A 17,023-nucleotide genomic window follows, 5' to 3' on the forward strand; every position below is an offset into this window, starting at 1 on the left:
TCAACCGCCGGTCCACCGAAACTCCTTAACAAACGCTAAGAAATCCGGCCACCGGTGTAGAGACGCGACACTTCGCGTCTCCTGGTTGAACGACCGGAGCCGCGCGGCCCAAACAACGTCAGCAACGACGAGACGCGAAGTGTCGCGTCTCTACATCGGTTCGGCGTCGTCGGCCAGGAGGCGGGCGCGGATGCGGCTGAGCGAGACGGGCGTTACGCCCAGGTAGGAGGCCACGTACTGTTGAGGTACGCGCTCCAGAATCTTGGTTTTGTGGCTGCGGAGCAGGGCCTGGTAGCGTTGTTCGGGGCTTAGGAGCAGCAGCTCGGTCAGGCGGGCATCGGTGCCCAGCAGGTGGTACTCGGCCAGCAGCCGCCCGAACCGCTCGTACACCGGATATTCATCGAACAGCCGGCGAAGCAAAGCGTACGGAAACGTAACCAGCTCGGTAGGTGCCAGTGCCTGAATGCTGAACTGACTGGGCTGGCCCGTGAGGCAGCTCTGGTAGCTGCCCAGCAGATGGTTTTCGAAGAAGAAATAGGTGGTGCGCTCCTCGCCATCGGCTCCCGTGTAAAATAGCCGGCAGGCCCCCGAAATCACCAGCGCCAGCTCCGGAGCCGGCTGCGCCTGCGTCACGAAATCCTGCTTCCGTCGCAGTTGCCGCACGCTAAGCCCGGCCGCCAGCGGGGCCCACTCGGCATCGGTAAGCGGTACAAAGCGGTGAATATAGGCGCGGAGCGGGTGCATATGGGTAAGGTAGTACATAGTGCCCGGTCCGGCGGCTGCAAGCTGTCGGGCCGGTTGCTGCGTGCTGAGGTTGTTACGTCGTCGTGCAGGTATCAGCTGACGGCCACCGGCCCGACGGGCTGCGCCCACCGGACCGGAGCGCGCATCCTATTCCACCCGCGTAAGCCGCAGGTAGTCGAGCATGGCTTGGTTCACTTCCCCGTCCATATTCTCATTGGCGGGCTCAAAGCTGAGCGTCAGCGTGTGCGGGCCTTTCGGGAGCTGCACCAGAATCGGGTTGGTAAAGCCCCAGTTCGACCATTCCGCCACGCCGCGCTGGGGCAGCACTACGGTGCCCAGCGGCTGCTGGTCCAGGCGGAGCGTGCGGAGGGCGCACTTGTTATCGGTGTTAAGCGGGCCGTTGCCGTTGGCGTAGCGGAAATCCAGGGCGTAGAGGCCGGTTTCGGGCACCGTTACGGGAATGGTGAGGCGGGTATTCACCGTTTTGCTGATTTCCACGAAGCCCGCCCCGCTGAATCCTTTGTACGGCTTGCCCGATTTGGCGGCGCGGGTTTCCAGCTGCACCAGCTGGGCCGGCCGGGCGGCCACCACGAGCGGCTCACTGGCAAACGACTCCAGCCCTTGCCCGTCCACGGCCACCACCTGGTACTCGGCGTAGGCGGCCGGGGTTACGGCCACGCTGGTTTCGGTGGTGCGGGCCGCGAACCGGCCGTTGCGCAGCACCTGATAGGCGCTGGCCCCGGCTACCGGGGGCCAGCTGAGGCGGCCGGCGGCGTAGCGCACGGCGGGCGCTTCGGGGGAAAAGGCGTTTTCAGCGTGGGTAACCGCATAGCTGGGCTCCGGAGAGCTGTTCACCAACGTAATCCGTATCTGGTGGTGGCCCGTGAGCGTGGCCGGTACGGCATTGTCCGGCAGGGGGCGGCCGTCAAGCGTCAGGCTGTCAATCTGGTTGCCGTAGCCGGTCAGCTCAATATCCAGCACCGCGCCCCGGTAGCGGAAGCCGGTGAGCCGGCGGGTGCCCTGCAACGCCTGAGGTACAAAGGGCCGGAACACCAGTTGGGTAGTTTCGAAATTCATCCCAAACAGCCCCTTATATACCAGACCCAGGCTGCCCGAAAGGCTCCAGAGCATATTGCTGCTGTTGATCTGGGTACCGGCAAAGTCGCCGTTCTGCGCCACAAAGTTTTCCTTGTTGGTCAGAAATAGTGCCGCCGGCCGGTACACCGCCGCCATGGTTTCCAGAAAGGCTTTTTCATTGCCTGCCTTGGCGGCGGCCAGCCCCCAGAAGCTCTGCACAAACGGCCACACCGCGTTATTGTGGTAGGGCGGAATGCCCGGAATCTGGGGGTAAATACACGGAATGCCGAAGGCGGTGGTGGGCGTGCGGGCTACGACGGAGGTGGCCCTTGAGGATCTGGCCACGTCGAACAACACGCTCAGCGCCTCCCCCAGGGCCTCGGCTTTGGGCGAAAGGCTTAGGAAGTTGCGGCCGTACAAAAACTGTCCGTAGTAGCCTTTTTCTTCCTGCCACAAGTACTTGTTTATCCCGGTACGGATGGTTTTAGCCAGCTGCCAATACTGCTCAGCGGTAGCGGTGTCGCCCAGCTGCTCGGCCATTTCCGACAGTACTTTATTGGCCTGAAAATGCACGGCGTTGGTGCCCAAGTTTTCGCTCTGGTAAATATCCACCGGCTGCATCCAACGCGGATACGTCTGCTCCCGCCAATCCAGAAACGACGACTCGCCGCGCACGAGGCCGGTTTGCGCATCGTAGGCGTTCTGCCGGTCGTCTTCGAGGGAGTTTTTGATGATAGGATAGACTTTGCGCAGCCAGGCTTCATCGCCCGTTACCAAGTAGACTTCCCAGGCGGCCACGGCCCAGATCATCCGGTCGGTGGAGCAGGGGTAGGCACCGCCGGTGCCGGTGTCCTGAATGATGCGGCCCTGCTTCGACACCTTCCGCAGCAGGCTGTTCATGGCCACTTTCGGCTGTAAGGTCGCCTGGGCCAGGATGATAGAGTAGCTGATGTCGCGCGTCCAGACGCCGGCCCATTCCTGGCCGGTGCGGAAGGTGCTGTCGGGCTCCACGGCCCGGCGGGCTTCCTCTAGGGCCAGATTGTACAGCGCGTCGGTGAGCGGGAAGTCGGAGCGGTACTGTGGAAAATCGGCCGTGTTGAGCGTCTGCTGCCAGCGGCCGGCCGTGGTTTTGGCGGCGGCGGGCTGGTTCAGCACCAGCGTAACCTCGTAAATGCCGTTGCCATCGGGGTCTTTTAGCTCCGCGCCCTGCTGGTTGCTGAGGTTGGCAAAGTCCCAGCTCAGCGGAGCCATGTTACCGGCCACGAACACCCCTTTAAAGTCTTGGGCGTACAGCTTCTCCCCGGTATAGGTGGTGAAGTAGCCCTGTTTCTTGAAAGCCGCCAGCACCGGCCGCAGATCCAGCCGAACGGTGAGGGGCGTGTTCGGGGCCAGATAGGTGTTGGCGGGTACTTCAGTCTTATCCACGAACTGCTGCCCGAAGGTGAGTACGGGCGTTTCTACCGCGGTGCTGCCGGCTCGGGGAATGGCCACGATACGATGGTCCTGACCCGGGGCCATTTCGTTGTCTTGGCCGTTGAGGCTGAATTTGAACGTGATGCGCGGATCCTGGTAGGCGTTGGCCGGGCTCTGGTAGTTCGAGGTCAGCTCGGTGCGCGACACGGCCCGGGATACATACGGCCCCTGCTCCACGCGGTCGGCGTAGAGGGCAAAGGCCTCGTTCTTCCAGATGAGCGGGGCTTCGACCGGAAGCGGCGAAGACGGCAGGGCGGCAGATTTCACGGGGGCAGCGGGTTTGGGCGTCTGGCAGGAGCCAAGCAGGGCCAACGCCAGCAGGCCGCCCAGCGCAGGGCAGGAGTACGACATCACCGCTACCAGACGCAGAACTCCGCCCAGCGGTTGCGCCCGGCTGCGCAGCGTGATGCGCCGGAGCGAAAGGCAACAAAAAAAGGCCTTCTGCTGAGTAGCAGAAGGCCTTTCGAGTAGTCCGTAGGGGAATCGAACCCCTGTTGGTAGAATGAAAATCTACTGTCCTAACCCCTAGACGAACGGACCAGATAACCAGCGGAGCGTTTTCCGTTTTGGTGATGCAAAGATAGTAGCCCGATCTTTCGGCGCAATACCTGGTTTCGAAAAAAAAGCAGCCATCAGGGTAAATTGACTGATTTTCAGGTGGAAATTTTTCCGGTCGAACCCGCCCGAAACCTTGTCAGGCCGTAAACGGAGGCGGCGCGGCCGGTGGGCGTAGCAGGATATTGGGTTTGATTTGGCGAAGTACCCCCAGCCCGTTACCTTCGCTCCGCGTTTTCACCCGGCCCTTCCGGACCGGTAAACCTCCCATTTCCCCATACCACTATGGCTAAAATCAAAGTTGCCATTAACGGCTTCGGCCGCATCGGCCGTCTCACGTTCAAAGCGCTGTTGCAGCGTGAGAACGTGGAAGTCGTGGCAATCAACGACCTGACTGACAACAAAACGCTGGCGCACCTGCTCAAGTACGACTCCGTACACGGCCGTTTCGATGGCACGGTAGCCTACGACGAGGAGAGCCTGACGGTAAACGGTCAGCGCATTGCCGCCCTCGCCGAGCGTGACCCCAAGCTGCTCCCCTGGGGCGATATGGGCATCGACGTGGTGCTGGAATCGACGGGCCGCTTCGTGGACGAGGCAGGTGCTGGTCAGCACCTGACCGCCGGTGCCAAGAAAGTGGTTATTTCGGCTCCCGCTACCGGCAACATCCCCACGGTAGTACTGGGCGTGAACGAAGACATCCTGACGGGCGAGGAAACCATCCTGTCCAACGCTTCGTGCACTACCAACTGCCTGGCCCCTATGGCCAAGGTGCTGGATGATGCCTTCGGCATCGAGAAAGGCTACATCACCACGGTGCACGCCTACACCTCTGACCAGAACCTGCAGGACGCGCCCCACAAGGACCTGCGCCGCGCCCGCGCCGCTGCTTACAGCATCATCCCCACCAGCACCGGTGCTGCCAAGGCCGTTGGCCTCGTGCTGCCCCAACTGAAGGGTAAGCTGGACGGTATTGCTATGCGCGTGCCTATTCCGGACGGTTCGACCACCGACCTGACCGTGCTGCTGAAGCGGGACGTAACCAAGGAGGAAATCAACACGGCCATGAAGGCCGCCGCTGATGGCCCGCTGAAAGGCATCCTGGAGTACACCACCGACCCTATCGTGAGCATCGACATCGTGGGCAACCCCCACTCGTGCATCTTCGACTCGGAGTTGACCTCGGCTAACGGCTCGTTCGTGAAAGTGGTAGGCTGGTACGACAACGAAACCGGCTACAGCACCCGCACCGCCGACCTCATCCAGAAGCTGGGCGAGAAAATGAACGGCTAAACCCTCGGGTTTTCGCGTAAAAATGAGCCGTCTGTTCGGGAAACCGGGCAGGCGGCTTTGTATTTTGCGGCGGTAGCCATTTGTCATTTGAAGTCTGCGAAGGGCGCGATTCACTCTCTACAAACAGCAAAACTGTGCTGTAGGGAGTGAACCATATGTCCTTGCAAGCTCCGGATGACAGTATATTTACTTCTCCTTTATACTTCATCTGCTTCCGCCCGTGCGCATCTGTTTTATCCTGAACCCGACTTCCGGTACGAACCGCACGCAGGACGTTCCGGTGTTGCTGACGCGCTACGCTACAACTGCCGGGGCTGATTTTTCTATTCGTCTGACTGAGTATGCCGGCCATGCCACCGAACTGGCCCGGGTAGCCGCGTTTGAAGGTTATCGGGTAATAGTTGCCGTGGGGGGAGATGGTACCGTGAACGAAGTGGCCCGGGGCCTGCTGGGTACGGCCGCTGCCCTGGGTATCGTGCCCCGGGGCTCAGGTAATGGCTTGGCCCGGCACCTGCGTATTCCGCTGGATTTGCCGGGTGCCGTACGCCGCGCCTGCCAGCCCACCTTCCAGCGCATAGATGCGGGCCGGATTAACGGGCACTGGTTTTTCTGCACGGCCGGGCTGGGGTTTGATGCGCACGTAAGCAAGATGTTTGCAAAGGCGGGTACCCGAGGGCTGAGTACCTACGTGAAAGTAGCCCTGCGCGAATACCGCCGCTACCGCCCCGTGCCGGTGCAGGTACAGCTGGAAAATGCGTTGCTACTCGATACGCACTGCTATGTGCTGGCCTTCGCCAATGCGGCTCAGTACGGCAACAACGCCTACATCGCGCCACGCGCCGATATTCAGGATGGCCTGCTGGATGTGTGTCTGATTGATGAGTTGCCCATGCTGCGCGCGGTACGGGTGGGGGTGGGGCTGGCCCTGGGTACCCTGGCCACCTCCGGCGGGGCGGCGTATCATACCAGCCGCCACATCCGGGTGGCGGCCGCTCAGCCTATCGGTTTTCACGTGGATGGCGACTACGTAGCCGACGCCACCGACTTTGAGGTGGAGCTGACGCCCCTGGCTTTGGAGGTGGCGGTGTAGCGGTGATTTAGTGACTGAGTGATTTAGTGAGTGGGTAATGCCGTTTCTTTGCTGAATGAGCAGCCTGAATTCGCTGAATCACTAACTCGCTAAATCACCATCTCACCATATGAAAGCCGATAAAAACCGCCGGGAGGGCGTGGTCTACTCCACCAACCCCGATTTCGAGTACCAGGATACCAATGAGCCCGCCGCCGTCACGCTGCCCCCGCAGCAGCAGAACCTACGCGTGCAGCTCGATAAAAAAGCGCGCGGCGGCAAGCAGGTCACGCTCATCACCGGCTTCGTGGGCCAGGATGCTGACCTGCAGACGCTGGGCAAGCTGCTCAAAACCAAGTGCGCCGTGGGCGGCAACGCCAAAGACGGCGAAATCATCATCCAGGGCGACTTCCGCGACAAGGTGATGGCCGTGCTGCTGGAGAAAGGCTATAAGGCCAAGAAGGCCGGCGGGTAGCGGGCGCGTCAACGACTGTTGCTAATGTGACAGCCCCCATTGCCGGGGTGGCAATGGGGGCTGGCGGGGTGGCAACGCTTCGTGACGAGGTGGCAACGCTCCGTGACCGGGTGACAACGCTTCGTTACCGGGTGGCAACGCTTCGTGACCGGGTGGCAACACCTAGTGGGGAGGTGGCAACGCATTGTGACGACATGGCAACGCCTGGTGGCAGGGTGACAACGTGTGCTGTCGGGGTGGCAAGCGCAGGTGGCGGTGTAGAGACGCGACACTTCGCGTCTCGTCGTTGAACGGCCGGGCCTGCGCCGGACAAAACAACATCAGCAACGAGGAGACGCGAAGTGTCGCGTCTCTACATCGTTCTGACGGCGACCGGTCCGACGGCTTGAAGGAGCCGCCGGACCGGGACGCTCAGCTTACTTCCAGCCGCCGCCCAGGGCGCGGTACACGTTTACGGAGGCGTTGAGCTGCTGCATCCGGGTTTCGATGAGGTCGAACTTCGATTCCAGGGCGTCGCGCTGGGTGAAGAGGACTTCGGTGTAGTCGGCGCGGGCGGAGCGGAACAGGCTGTTGGAAATGCTGCTTGACTGGTTGAGGGCCAGCACGGCCTTGGCCTTCTCGTCGTAGCTCAGTTGCAGGTTGTTGATGCTGGCCAGTTGGTTAGCTACTTCCACGTAGGCGTTCAGGATGGTGCGCTCGTAGTTGTAGGCGGCCTGAATCTGCACGGCGTTGGCGTTGCCGTACACGGCCTTGATGCCGTTGCGGTTCACCAGCGGGGCCACCAAATCACCGGCCAGGGAGTACAGCATGCTCTCGGGCGTGGTGAACAGCAGGCCGGGTTTGAAGGCCCCGAAACCGGCCCCGCCCGTGATGCGCAGCGCCGGGTAGAAGTTGGCCCGCGCAATCTGGATGTCCAGCTTGGCGGCGGCCAGCTGCTGCTCGGCCTGCCGGATATCGGGGCGGTTTTGCAGCAGCTGGGCCGGCACGCCGGCCTGCACCGGGGCGGGCAGCAGCTCATTGAACGCCGCCGAGTTGCGGGCAATGGGCTGGGGGTAGCGGCCGGCCAGGAAGTTGAGGCGGTTCTCGGTTTCGGTGATGCGCTGCTGAATGTCGTACTGCAGGCTGCGGGTGGTGTGCAGCTGCGCCTCGAAGCGCTGCACGGCCAGCTCGGTGGTGCGGGCCGATTCCTTCTGCAGCTTCACCAGCTCCAAAGCGTTGGTTTGCAGCTCGATGTTCTGGCGCACGATGGCCAGCTGGTTGTCCAGGCCCAGCAGCTCGTAGTAGGACGACGCAATTTCGCCAATCAGGTTCGTGACGGTGAAGTTGCGGCCTTCCACTGTGGCCAGGTAGCGCAGCGCGGCCGACTTGCGGGCGTTGCGCAGCTTGTGCCAGATGTCCACTTCCCAGCTGGCAAACGCCCCGATCTGGTAGTTGGGCAGCGGGTTGGGGTTGCGGTGCTCGGGCCGGATGTTGATGGCTTCCTCGGTAGCTCCCTGCAGCGTGTTTTTGCTGGCCCGCGCCGTTTCGGCCTTCACGCCCAAACCCACGAAGGGCAGGTACTCGCCCTTGCGGATCTGCACCTCGTTGCGGGCAATCTGGATTTCCTGCAGCGAGATGTTCAGCTCCTGGTTGCGCTGCAGAGCCGTATCGATGAGGCCGATGAGGTTGGGGTCGGTGAAGAACTGCCGCCACTGGGTGCGGGCGGTGTTGGTGCTATCCGGGGTGGTGGTGGCGTAGGTGGCGGGTACCGGGCGGCCGGCGGCCTTGGTGGCCAGTTCGGGCGTTTTGCACGCGCCCACCGAAAGGGCCAGTAAAGCGGCGCTCAGGCCTTGAAAGAGGCGTTTGTTACGCATGACTGTGGCTCGGAATTTCTTCATCAACTAATACGTGCGGCTCAAATTCCGACAGCGGGTTTTCATTCTCATCCTGGATCAGCTTGCGGCCGGCGGCCAGCGTGCCAAAAATGTAGTACAGGCCGGGCACGAGAATTACCCCGAACACGGTGCCGAACAGCATGCCGCCCAGCGCCGCCGTGCCAATGGTGCGGTTGCCGATAGCGCCCGCGCCGTGGGCAATGACCAGCGGAATTAGGCCGGCAATGAAGGCGAAGGAGGTCATCAGAATGGGCCGGAAACGCACTTTGGCGCCTTCAATGGCCGCTTCGCGCACCGTCATGCCTTCCTCGTGCTTCTGCACCGCAAACTCCACAATCAGCACGGCGTTTTTGCCCAACAGGCCCACCAGCATCACGAGGCCCACCTGGGCGTAGATGTTGTTGGCCAGGCCCATAGTTTTGATGAGCAAAAAGGAGCCGAAAATACCGGCCGGCAAGCTCAGAATCACGGACAGCGGCAGCAGGAAGCTCTCGTACTGCGCGGCCAACACCAGGTACACGAAGCCCAGCACAATCAGGAAGATGTAGATGGCCTCGTTGCCGCGGCTCACCTCGTCTTTCGACAAGCCGCCCCAGTCGATATCATAGCCCCGGGGCAGGGTTTTGGCGGCTACTTCCTGCACCGCCTTGATGGCCTCGCCGGAGCTGTAGCCCGCCGCCGCGTCGCCGCGGATAGAGGCCGTGGGATACATGTTGTAGCGGTTGATTTCGTTGGCGCCCTGGCCCTTCACAATCTTCATGAAGGCCGACATCGGCACCATTTCGCCCTTGTCGTTCTTCACCCAGAGGTCCAGAATATCCTTGGGCAGGCGGCGGTACTCGGGCGAAGCCTGCACGAACACCTTGAAGAAGCGCTGGTACTTGATGAAGCCCAGCTCGTAGGTCGAGCCCACCATAATGCTGAGCGTGTTCATGGCGTTGCCGATGCTCACGCCCTTCTGCATGGCCAGCTGGTTGTCAATCTGCAGCTCGTACTGCGGATAGTTGGCCGAGAAGAAGGTGAACAGGCCGGCCAGCTCCTTGCGCTTTTTCAGGGCGGTCATGAACTCCTCGTTCACTTTTTCCAGGGCCTTGTAGTCGCCGGTGGCGGTTTTGTCGAGCATCTGCAGCTGGAAACCGCCCGCCGCGCCGTAGCCCGGTACTGCCGGTGGCTCGAAGAATTCGATGGTCGCGCCGGGAATTTCCTTGGCCTTTTCTTCCAGGGACATGATAACGTCGTGCACCGATTCCTTGCGCTCCGACCAGGGCTTGAGGCTGATGATGCAGGTACCGGCGTTGGAGCCGCGGCCTTCGGTCAGAATCTCGTAGCCGGCCAGCGTGGAAATGCTTTCGATGCCGGGTACTTTTTCGGCCAGCTTCTGGAGGCGCTGCGACAAGTCGTTGGTGCGCTCCAGGGTGGAGCCGGGCGGCGTCTGGAGCACGGCGTAAATCATGCCCTGGTCTTCGGCCGGAATGAAGCCCGAAGGCAGGGTGGTGGAGATGCCAAAAATGCCCAGTCCGAAGGCAATGAGCACCGCGAAGGTGAGCACGCGGCGGTCCACCACTTTTTCCAGCAGGTTGGTGTAGCGGCCGGTCAGACGCTCGAAGCCGCGGTTAAACCAGTCGATAAACCGGTTGATGGGCGTTTTCTTGCGGGGCTGGCCGTGGTTGTTCTTCAGAATCATGGCGCAGAGCACCGGCGTCAGCGTCAGGGCCACGATGCCCGAAATGACGATGCTGGCAGCCATGGTAATCGAGAACTGGCGGTAGAAAATACCCACCGGCCCGCTCATGAAGGCCACCGGCACGAACACGGCCGTCATCAGGATGGTAATGGCAATAATAGCCCCGCTGATTTCCCCGATAACCTCGCGCACCGCCCCGTAGGGCGAGAGGTGCTTTTCCTCCATCTTGGCGTGCACGGCTTCCACCACCACAATGGCGTCATCCACCACAATCCCGATGGCCAGCACCAGCGCAAACAGCGTTATCATGTTGATGGTGAGCCCAAACGCCTGCATGGCCATGAACGCGCCCACCAACGATACCGGCACCGCAATAATCGGAATCAGCGTGGAGCGCCAGTCGCCCAGGAACAGGAACACCACCAGGGCCACCAGAATAAAGGCGTCGCGCAGGGTGTGAATCACGTTTTCGGTGGAGGCGTCGAGGAAGTTCGACACGTCGTAGCTGATCTTGTAGTCCATGCCGGGGGGCATGGTTTTCTTCAGCTCCTCCAGCTTGGTTTTCACGCTCTTGATGACGTCCAGGGCGTTGGAGCCGTAGGTTTGCTTGAGCATGATGGCCGCCGAAGGGTAGCCGTCGAGGTTGGAGTAGATGTCGTAGAATTCCGAGCCCAGCTCCACGTTGGCCACGTCCTTCAGGCGCAACGATTCGCCATTGGCGTTGGCCTTGATAATGACGTTCTTGTATTCCTCCACGTCGTTGAAGCGGCCTTTGTAGGTCAGCACGTACTCCAGCGCCGAGGCCTCCTTGCCATCCGAGCGGCCGATGCGGCCCGGCGAGCCAATCACGCTCTGATCGTTGAGGGCTTCCATCACGTCATCCACCGACAGGTTGTAGGCCCGCATGCGGTCCGGCTTCAGCCACACGCGCATGGCGTACTGGCGCGAGCCTAGAATGCTGGCCCGCCCCACGCCATCAATGCGCTGGATTTCGGGCAGCATGTTCACCCCGGCAAAGTTGAAGAGGTACCGCATGTCGGTATTCTTGTCTTTGCTGTAGAGGTTGACGTACATGAGCATGTTGGGCACCACGCGGTTCACCACCACACCTTCGCGCTGCACCAGCACTGGCAGGCGGTTGAGCACCTGCGCAATGCGGGTGTTCACGTTCACCACGGCCTGCTCGGGGTCGGTGCCCAGATTGAACACAATCTGGATGTTGGCCTCACCGGCCGATACGGCGTCGGAGGTCATGTACTTCATGCCGGGCACGCCATTAATGGCCTGCTCCAGCGGAATCAGCACCGATTCGGTGAGCACCTTGGCGCTGGCGCCCGGATACGCCGTGCTCACCATCACCATCGGCGGCGAAATCTCGGGGAACTGCGACGTGGGCAGCGTCTTGATTGCCAGAATGCCCAGGAACATGATGACCACCGATATGACGATGGCAAACACGGGTCGGCGAATGAATTTACTGAACATGATAGTTACTGTTCGTTGCTGTTAGAAGGCCGTCATGCTTGATCTGGCGTCCGCTTGTCGAAGCATCTCGCCTGCTTCGTTGCACGGTTCACCAGCCCAGGGTTTAAACCCTGGGCTATGGAGCGGAAATCGTGCGATAAGAAGGAATTAGTTTGGCGGTAGAGATGCTTCGACTGCGGCTGCGCACACTGGCTTTATGCGCCACATGCTCAGCATGACCGTCTATTCTAGAATGAAGCTCTATTCCGAGTACACTTTCAGGTGCGAAATCACGGCTTTCGGCTCCTCGTAGGTGAAGCGGATTTTGTCGCCTTCCTTCACCTTGCGGATGCCTTCGAGCATGATTTTGTCGGTGGCTTTCAGGCCGGCCGAGATGATGTAGAGGTCGGGCATTTCGGAGGCCACGGTTACCTCAGTCTGGTGAACCTTATTTTTGGCATCCACCACGTACACGAACTTCTTTTCGAGCACCTCGAAGGTGGCTTTCTGCGGGATGATGACGGCGTTTTTGAGCGGCACGGTCATCAGTACCGAGCCGGTTTCGCCGTTGCGCAGCAGGCCTTCGGGGTTGGGGAAGGTGGCCCGGAAGGCAATGTTGCCGGTTTCGTTGTTGAAGTCGGCCTCGATGGTCTGCACCACGCCGGGGTGGGTGAACACCTCGTTGTTGGCCATCATCAGCTTCACCTTGGTTTCGGCTTCGGTGCGGGCGTGGGCTTTGTAGGCCAGGTACTCGGCCTCGGGCACGTTGAAGTACACCCACATCTTGCTGTTGTCGGAGAGGGTGGTCAGCAGGTCGCCTTCATCCACGAGGCTACCCAGGCGGGCCTGGAAGTGGTCCATAATGCCGCTGAAGGGCGCCCGGATGGTGGTGAAATCGAGGTGGGTTTTGGCCAGTCCGACTTCGGCATTGGCTTTGTCGAGCTTGGCCTGGGCCAGGGCCAGCTCGTTTTTGGATACCACGTTCTTGTCGGCCAGCAGCTTGGTGTTCTGGTACTCGATGCCCACGTAGTTGGCCTCGGCCTTCGACTTCTGCAGCTCGGCCTTGTACACCATCGGCATGATCTGGAACATGAGCTGGCCCTGCTGCACGCGCTGGCCTTCGTCCACGTAGATCTTCTGCAGGTAGCCTTTCTCCAGCGCCCGCACCTCAATGTGCTGGTAGGCATGAATCTGCGACACGTACTCCTTGGTGATGGTCGTGTCTTTCTGGAGCGGGCTGGTGACGAGGAACTTGATTTTCTCCTCTTTTTCCTTGTGTTCCTTGGAGCAGCTCGTGCTGCTCGCCACTACGCCCATGCTCATGAGCGCCAGCAAAAACCTTGTTTTCATATGCGTATTGCGTGCCATCCTGATTGAATGACACAAAGCAACCGCCGCCTTCATGAAGGCCGTGTGAAGCCGAAAATTATATCCGGGCCGTAGCGCGCACCGTGTAGTTCGCGCTAAGGTGCCGTTCACAAGGCCGCAACGGTGTGAGGCGCGAACTACAAAGTCCTCGCTACTTCTGGCCCGGTACGCCCCAGCACGCTCCGTATCCACGGATATTCCGGCAGCTGCGCCAGCCGCTGCAGTAATTTCGGTGGCAGACCCGCCGGCCCCACCAACGCCCCGGCTACCTGCCCCGCCAGCGAGGCGTTGGTATCTGTATCACCCCCGTTGGCTATGAGCTGCAGCAGCAGCCGTGTCAGGCCCAGGTTCCGGATTTTAGTGGCGCAGAACAGGGCGAAGGGCACCGAGTTGACGACATGTCCGTTGTTGCCCAGTCGGGCGGCCTCGGCAATGGTAGCGTCGGGCGGATATGCGCTTAGCTCTCGCAGCCGGTCCGTCAGGTTGGTATCCGGCAGGTCTGGCAGGAGCAGGGCCAGGAGGTTGTTGTGGCCGGTCCAGGTGTGGTCTAAAGCGGCCCGAATGGCCAGGTACACGGCCAGCGCGCCGGCATAAGCATCCTCGTTCCGGTGCGTCAGGGCGCAGGCGTCGTGAAGAATTTGCCGGGTGGTAGTGGGGTAGAAGGCGAAGGGTGCGATGCGCATGGCCGCCCCGTTGCCCGCCGCGTACTGCCCCCGGCGGCCGGTTTGCGTCCAAGGCATTCCCGCCTCCGCGTTGCGGATGGCTTGCAGCGTACTGGCCCCGAGGCCGGTGAGCCGGCCCTGCCGGTAGTAGGCCACAAACTGCTGCCCCAGACGGGTGGGGTCGAAGGGGCCAGCCGCCAGCACCTCGCAGGTGGCCAGCGTCAGCTGGGTATCATCGGTAATGGCCCAGCGCCGGACCGGGGCTGCTGGCTGGCCGCCGAGATAAAACGTAGCGGCAGCGGGTTGCTCGTTTTCAAAGCTGCTGCCCCAGGCATCTCCGATGGCTCCGGCAAGCAGGCAGGCTTCAAATTTCTCGCGTAACATAGTGCGGTTGATAAAGTCAGGTAATCGGGGGCGTAGCACCGTAGTGTGTACCGTGTAGTTCGCGCTACGGTGCGACGGCCTGTTACAGCTTCCGAAACAGCGCGGGCATGGTGGCCGGGTCGAGGGCCTGCATATCAATCAGCCGCAGGGCCTTCACCATGTGCAGGGTCGAGGTCTTGTACTTCTGAAAGTGGGGCGTTTTCAGGTGCGCCTCATACGCCGCCCGGCTGGCGTATATCTCCAGAATCCGGATTTGATTTGGGTCGGCCTGCTGCTGCATCGGGTAGATGGAAATGACGCCCGGCTCCAGCCGCACCGACGCCGCCGACTCCTCCCGCAGAATGGCCGTGTACTCGGCCAGGTAGCGCGGCTCAATCTCGATTTCCGACAACCGGATCATCATATTCTGGGGCGCCGCGGCTGGCGCTTTGCCCGGCGGGCGGCTGCACGAATACGCCAGCAGCGCGCCGGCAAGTAGGAGGGGAAGGGCAGTTGCTGGTTTCATATTCCCGAATGGTTGGTAGCAGTCAGGAAAGTACGGGAATTGGGAGTGACGCGCAGCAAAATGTCCGCGGCGGCCCCCAAACCCTGCCATTGCCGGGCCGGAACACGCCGCAAAAATCAACACCGCAGGTAAACCGGGCAACAGGACGGTAGTAAAAGCCCCGGCCGCAACGCAACTTGCAGTCCTCATCTCCGACCCTTGGCCCGGTGGGCCGAACCATCTTTATTTCCACCTTCTCCGCATGAATATTCCCACTATTTCCTTTCTGCCCGCCGCCCGCCGGGGCCTGCTGCTGGCGCTGCTGGCGTGGGGCGCCACGGCCCAGGCCGAAGACCTCCAGTCGCCGAACAAGCAGCTGACGCTGAGCGTGAACGTGCAGGCCGACGGCGTGCCCACCTACAGCCTCAGCTACAAAGGCCGGCCGGTGCTCAACACCAGCAAGCTGGGTTTGGAGCTGCAAAACGCGGTGGCCCTCACCAGCGGCTTCACCCAAACCGCCGCCACCCGCCGCTCGGTAGATGAAAGCTGGAACCCGGTGTGGGGCGAGGTGAAAACCATCCGCAGCCACTATAACGAGCTGGCCGTGACGCTCACCCAGCCCGCCACCAAGCGCGAAATGCGGGTGCGGTTCCGGCTGTTCGACGACGGCCTGGGCTTCCGCTACGAGTTTCCGCGTCAGCCCGAGCTGGCCTACTTCGTGGTGAAGGAAGAGAAAACCCAGTTTGCCCTCAACGGCGACCACAAAGCCTTCTGGCTGCCCGGCGACTACGACACCCAGGAGTACAGCACCGTCACCTCGAACCTCTCGCAGGTGCGCGGGCTGATGAAAGCCTCTACCACGCCCAACGCCTCCCAGACCCCGTTTTCGCCCACCGGCCTGCAGACGCCGCTGATGCTCAAGCGCCCCGATGGCCTCTACGTGAACATCCACGAAGCCAGCCTGATCGACTACTCGGCCATGCACCTGGAGCTGGACGACAAGACGTTTGTGCTGACCTCGCACCTGACGCCCGACGCGGTGGGCAACAAGGGCTACCTGCAGACGCCCTGCCAGTCGCCGTGGCGCACGGTGATTGTCAGCGACAAAGCGGCTGATATTCTGCAGTCCAAGCTGGTGCTCAACCTCAACGAGCCCACCAAGTTCCAGGACGTGTCCTGGATCAAGCCCGTGAAGTACGTGGGCGTGTGGTGGGAGATGATTACGGGCAAAAGCTCGTGGTCGTACACCAACCAGGAGAACATCAAGCTCGACTCCATCGACTACAAAACCGTGAAGCCCAACGGCACCCACGGCGCCAACACCGCCCACGTGAAGGAGTACATCGACTTCGCCGCCCTGCATGGCTTTGATGCGGTGCTGGTGGAAGGCTGGAACACCGGCTGGGAAGACTGGTTCGGCAAGCACAAGGACTACGTGTTCGACTTCGTGACGCCGTACCCGGATTTCGACGTGCAGGAGCTGCACCGTTACGCCGAGAGCAAGGGCGTGAAGATGATGATGCATCACGAAACCTCGGGCTCGGTGCGCAACTACGAGCGGCACCTGGAGCAGGCCTTCCAGTTCATGAACGACAACGGCTACAACGCCGTGAAAACCGGCTACGTGGGCGACGTGCTGCCTTTGGGCGAGCACCACTACAGCCAGTGGCTCATCAACCACTACAACTACGTGCTGGAGCAGGCCGCCAAGCACAAAATCATGGTGAACGGCCACGAGGCCGTGCGCCCCACCGGCCTGAGCCGCACTTTCCCTAACCTGATCGGCAACGAGGCCGCCCGCGGCACCGAGTACGAGTCGTTTGGGGGTAACAACGCCGACCACACCACCATTCTGCCCTTCACCCGCCTCATCGGCGGCCCGATGGACTACACGCCGGGCATCTTCGAGACGAAAATCAGCTCGTTCAACCCCAGCAACACGTCGTTTGTGCACAGCACGCTGGCCCGGCAGCTGGCCCTCTACGTGACCATGTACAGCCCGCTGCAAATGGCCGCCGACCTGCCCGAGCACTACAACCAGCACCTCGACGCCTTCCAATTCATCAAGGACGTAGCTGTGGATTGGGACGATACCAAAGTGCTGGAAGCCGAGCCCGGCGACTACATCACCTACGCCCGCAAGGCCAAGGGCAAAAGCAGCTGGTTTATCGGCAGCACCTGCGACGAGCAGGGCCGCACCAGCAACATCAAGCTCGATTTCCTGGAATCCGGCAAGAAGTACGTGGCCACCATCTACGCCGACGCCAAGGACGCCCACTACGAGAAAAACCCCAAAGCCTACACCATCCGCAAAGTCAACGTGACGCGCAAATCCAAGCTCACGCAGTACTGCGCGCCGGGTGGCGGCTACGCCATCAGCGTGGTAGAAGCCAAGTAAGGCGAGTTGAAACGAGTAA

11 protein-coding genes and 1 tRNA gene are annotated in these 17,023 nt (G+C 61.3%); 4 read left to right on the forward strand and 8 right to left on the reverse strand.

Annotated features, from left to right (window positions below; translation table 11 throughout):
• Positions 1 to 150: 150 nt before the first annotated feature.
• The 3 genes from EI293_RS12115 to EI293_RS12125 form a co-directional block, all read right to left on the reverse strand.
• A complete protein-coding gene (locus EI293_RS12115; protein ID WP_246010624.1) occupies positions 151 to 744 on the reverse strand; it encodes a Crp/Fnr family transcriptional regulator in 594 nt (197 codons plus the stop codon).
• 147 nt (positions 745 to 891) lie between these two features.
• Positions 892 to 3,645 carry an alpha-L-rhamnosidase-related protein gene (locus EI293_RS12120; RefSeq protein ID WP_125437955.1) on the reverse strand — a complete coding sequence of 918 codons (2,754 nt, stop codon included), beginning with the start codon at positions 3,643 to 3,645 and terminating at the stop codon, positions 892 to 894.
• Positions 3,646 to 3,762: 117 nt separating this feature from the next.
• A tRNA-Glu gene (locus EI293_RS12125) sits at positions 3,763 to 3,834 on the reverse strand.
• A gap of 300 nt (positions 3,835 to 4,134) precedes the next feature.
• On the opposite strand from EI293_RS12125, the gene gap reads away from it, so the two are divergent.
• The 3 genes from gap to EI293_RS12140 all read left to right on the forward strand — a co-directional run bounded on the left by gap (position 4,135) and on the right by EI293_RS12140 (position 6,686).
• Positions 4,135 to 5,142, forward strand: a complete 1,008-nt coding sequence (gene gap / locus EI293_RS12130; protein ID WP_125437957.1) for a type I glyceraldehyde-3-phosphate dehydrogenase — start codon at positions 4,135 to 4,137, stop codon at positions 5,140 to 5,142.
• Positions 5,143 to 5,362: 220 nt separating this feature from the next.
• On the forward strand, positions 5,363 to 6,232 hold the full coding sequence (locus tag EI293_RS12135) for a diacylglycerol/lipid kinase family protein (RefSeq protein ID WP_246010625.1): 870 nt from the start codon (positions 5,363 to 5,365) through the stop codon (positions 6,230 to 6,232).
• Between the two features lie 109 nt (positions 6,233 to 6,341).
• Entirely contained in the window at positions 6,342 to 6,686 is a 345-nt protein-coding gene (locus tag EI293_RS12140; RefSeq protein ID WP_044018934.1) for a translation initiation factor, read from the forward strand.
• Between the two features lie 416 nt (positions 6,687 to 7,102).
• Here EI293_RS12140 and EI293_RS12145 read toward each other — a convergent pair whose 3' ends face one another.
• The 5 genes from EI293_RS12145 to EI293_RS12165 form a co-directional block, all read right to left on the reverse strand.
• Entirely contained in the window at positions 7,103 to 8,539 is a 1,437-nt protein-coding gene (locus tag EI293_RS12145; protein ID WP_125437960.1) for a TolC family protein, read from the reverse strand.
• Positions 8,532 to 11,729: an efflux RND transporter permease subunit gene (locus EI293_RS12150; protein WP_125437962.1), complete on the reverse strand. Its 3,198-nt coding sequence runs from the start codon at positions 11,727 to 11,729 to the stop codon at positions 8,532 to 8,534. Before EI293_RS12150 ends, EI293_RS12145 begins: the two co-directional genes overlap by 8 nt.
• Positions 11,730 to 11,969: 240 nt before the next feature.
• Positions 11,970 to 13,058: an efflux RND transporter periplasmic adaptor subunit gene (locus EI293_RS12155; protein ID WP_125437964.1), complete on the reverse strand. Its 1,089-nt coding sequence runs from the start codon at positions 13,056 to 13,058 to the stop codon at positions 11,970 to 11,972.
• Between the two features lie 155 nt (positions 13,059 to 13,213).
• Entirely contained in the window at positions 13,214 to 14,122 is a 909-nt protein-coding gene (locus tag EI293_RS12160) for an ADP-ribosylglycohydrolase family protein (RefSeq protein ID WP_125437966.1), read from the reverse strand.
• Between the two features lie 82 nt (positions 14,123 to 14,204).
• Complete coding sequence (locus tag EI293_RS12165; protein ID WP_170170356.1) at positions 14,205 to 14,627, reverse strand: putative quinol monooxygenase; 423 nt, start codon at positions 14,625 to 14,627, stop codon at positions 14,205 to 14,207.
• 241 nt (positions 14,628 to 14,868) lie between these two features.
• On the opposite strand from EI293_RS12165, the gene EI293_RS12170 reads away from it, so the two are divergent.
• Positions 14,869 to 17,004 (forward strand): glycoside hydrolase family 97 protein, encoded by a 2,136-nt coding sequence (locus EI293_RS12170; protein WP_125437968.1) that lies wholly within the window; start codon positions 14,869 to 14,871, stop codon positions 17,002 to 17,004.
• Positions 17,005 to 17,023 lie beyond the last annotated feature (19 nt).

Origin of the sequence: Hymenobacter perfusus, from assembly GCF_003944765.1 — a bacterium.
Classification (GTDB): domain Bacteria; phylum Bacteroidota; class Bacteroidia; order Cytophagales; family Hymenobacteraceae; genus Hymenobacter; species Hymenobacter perfusus.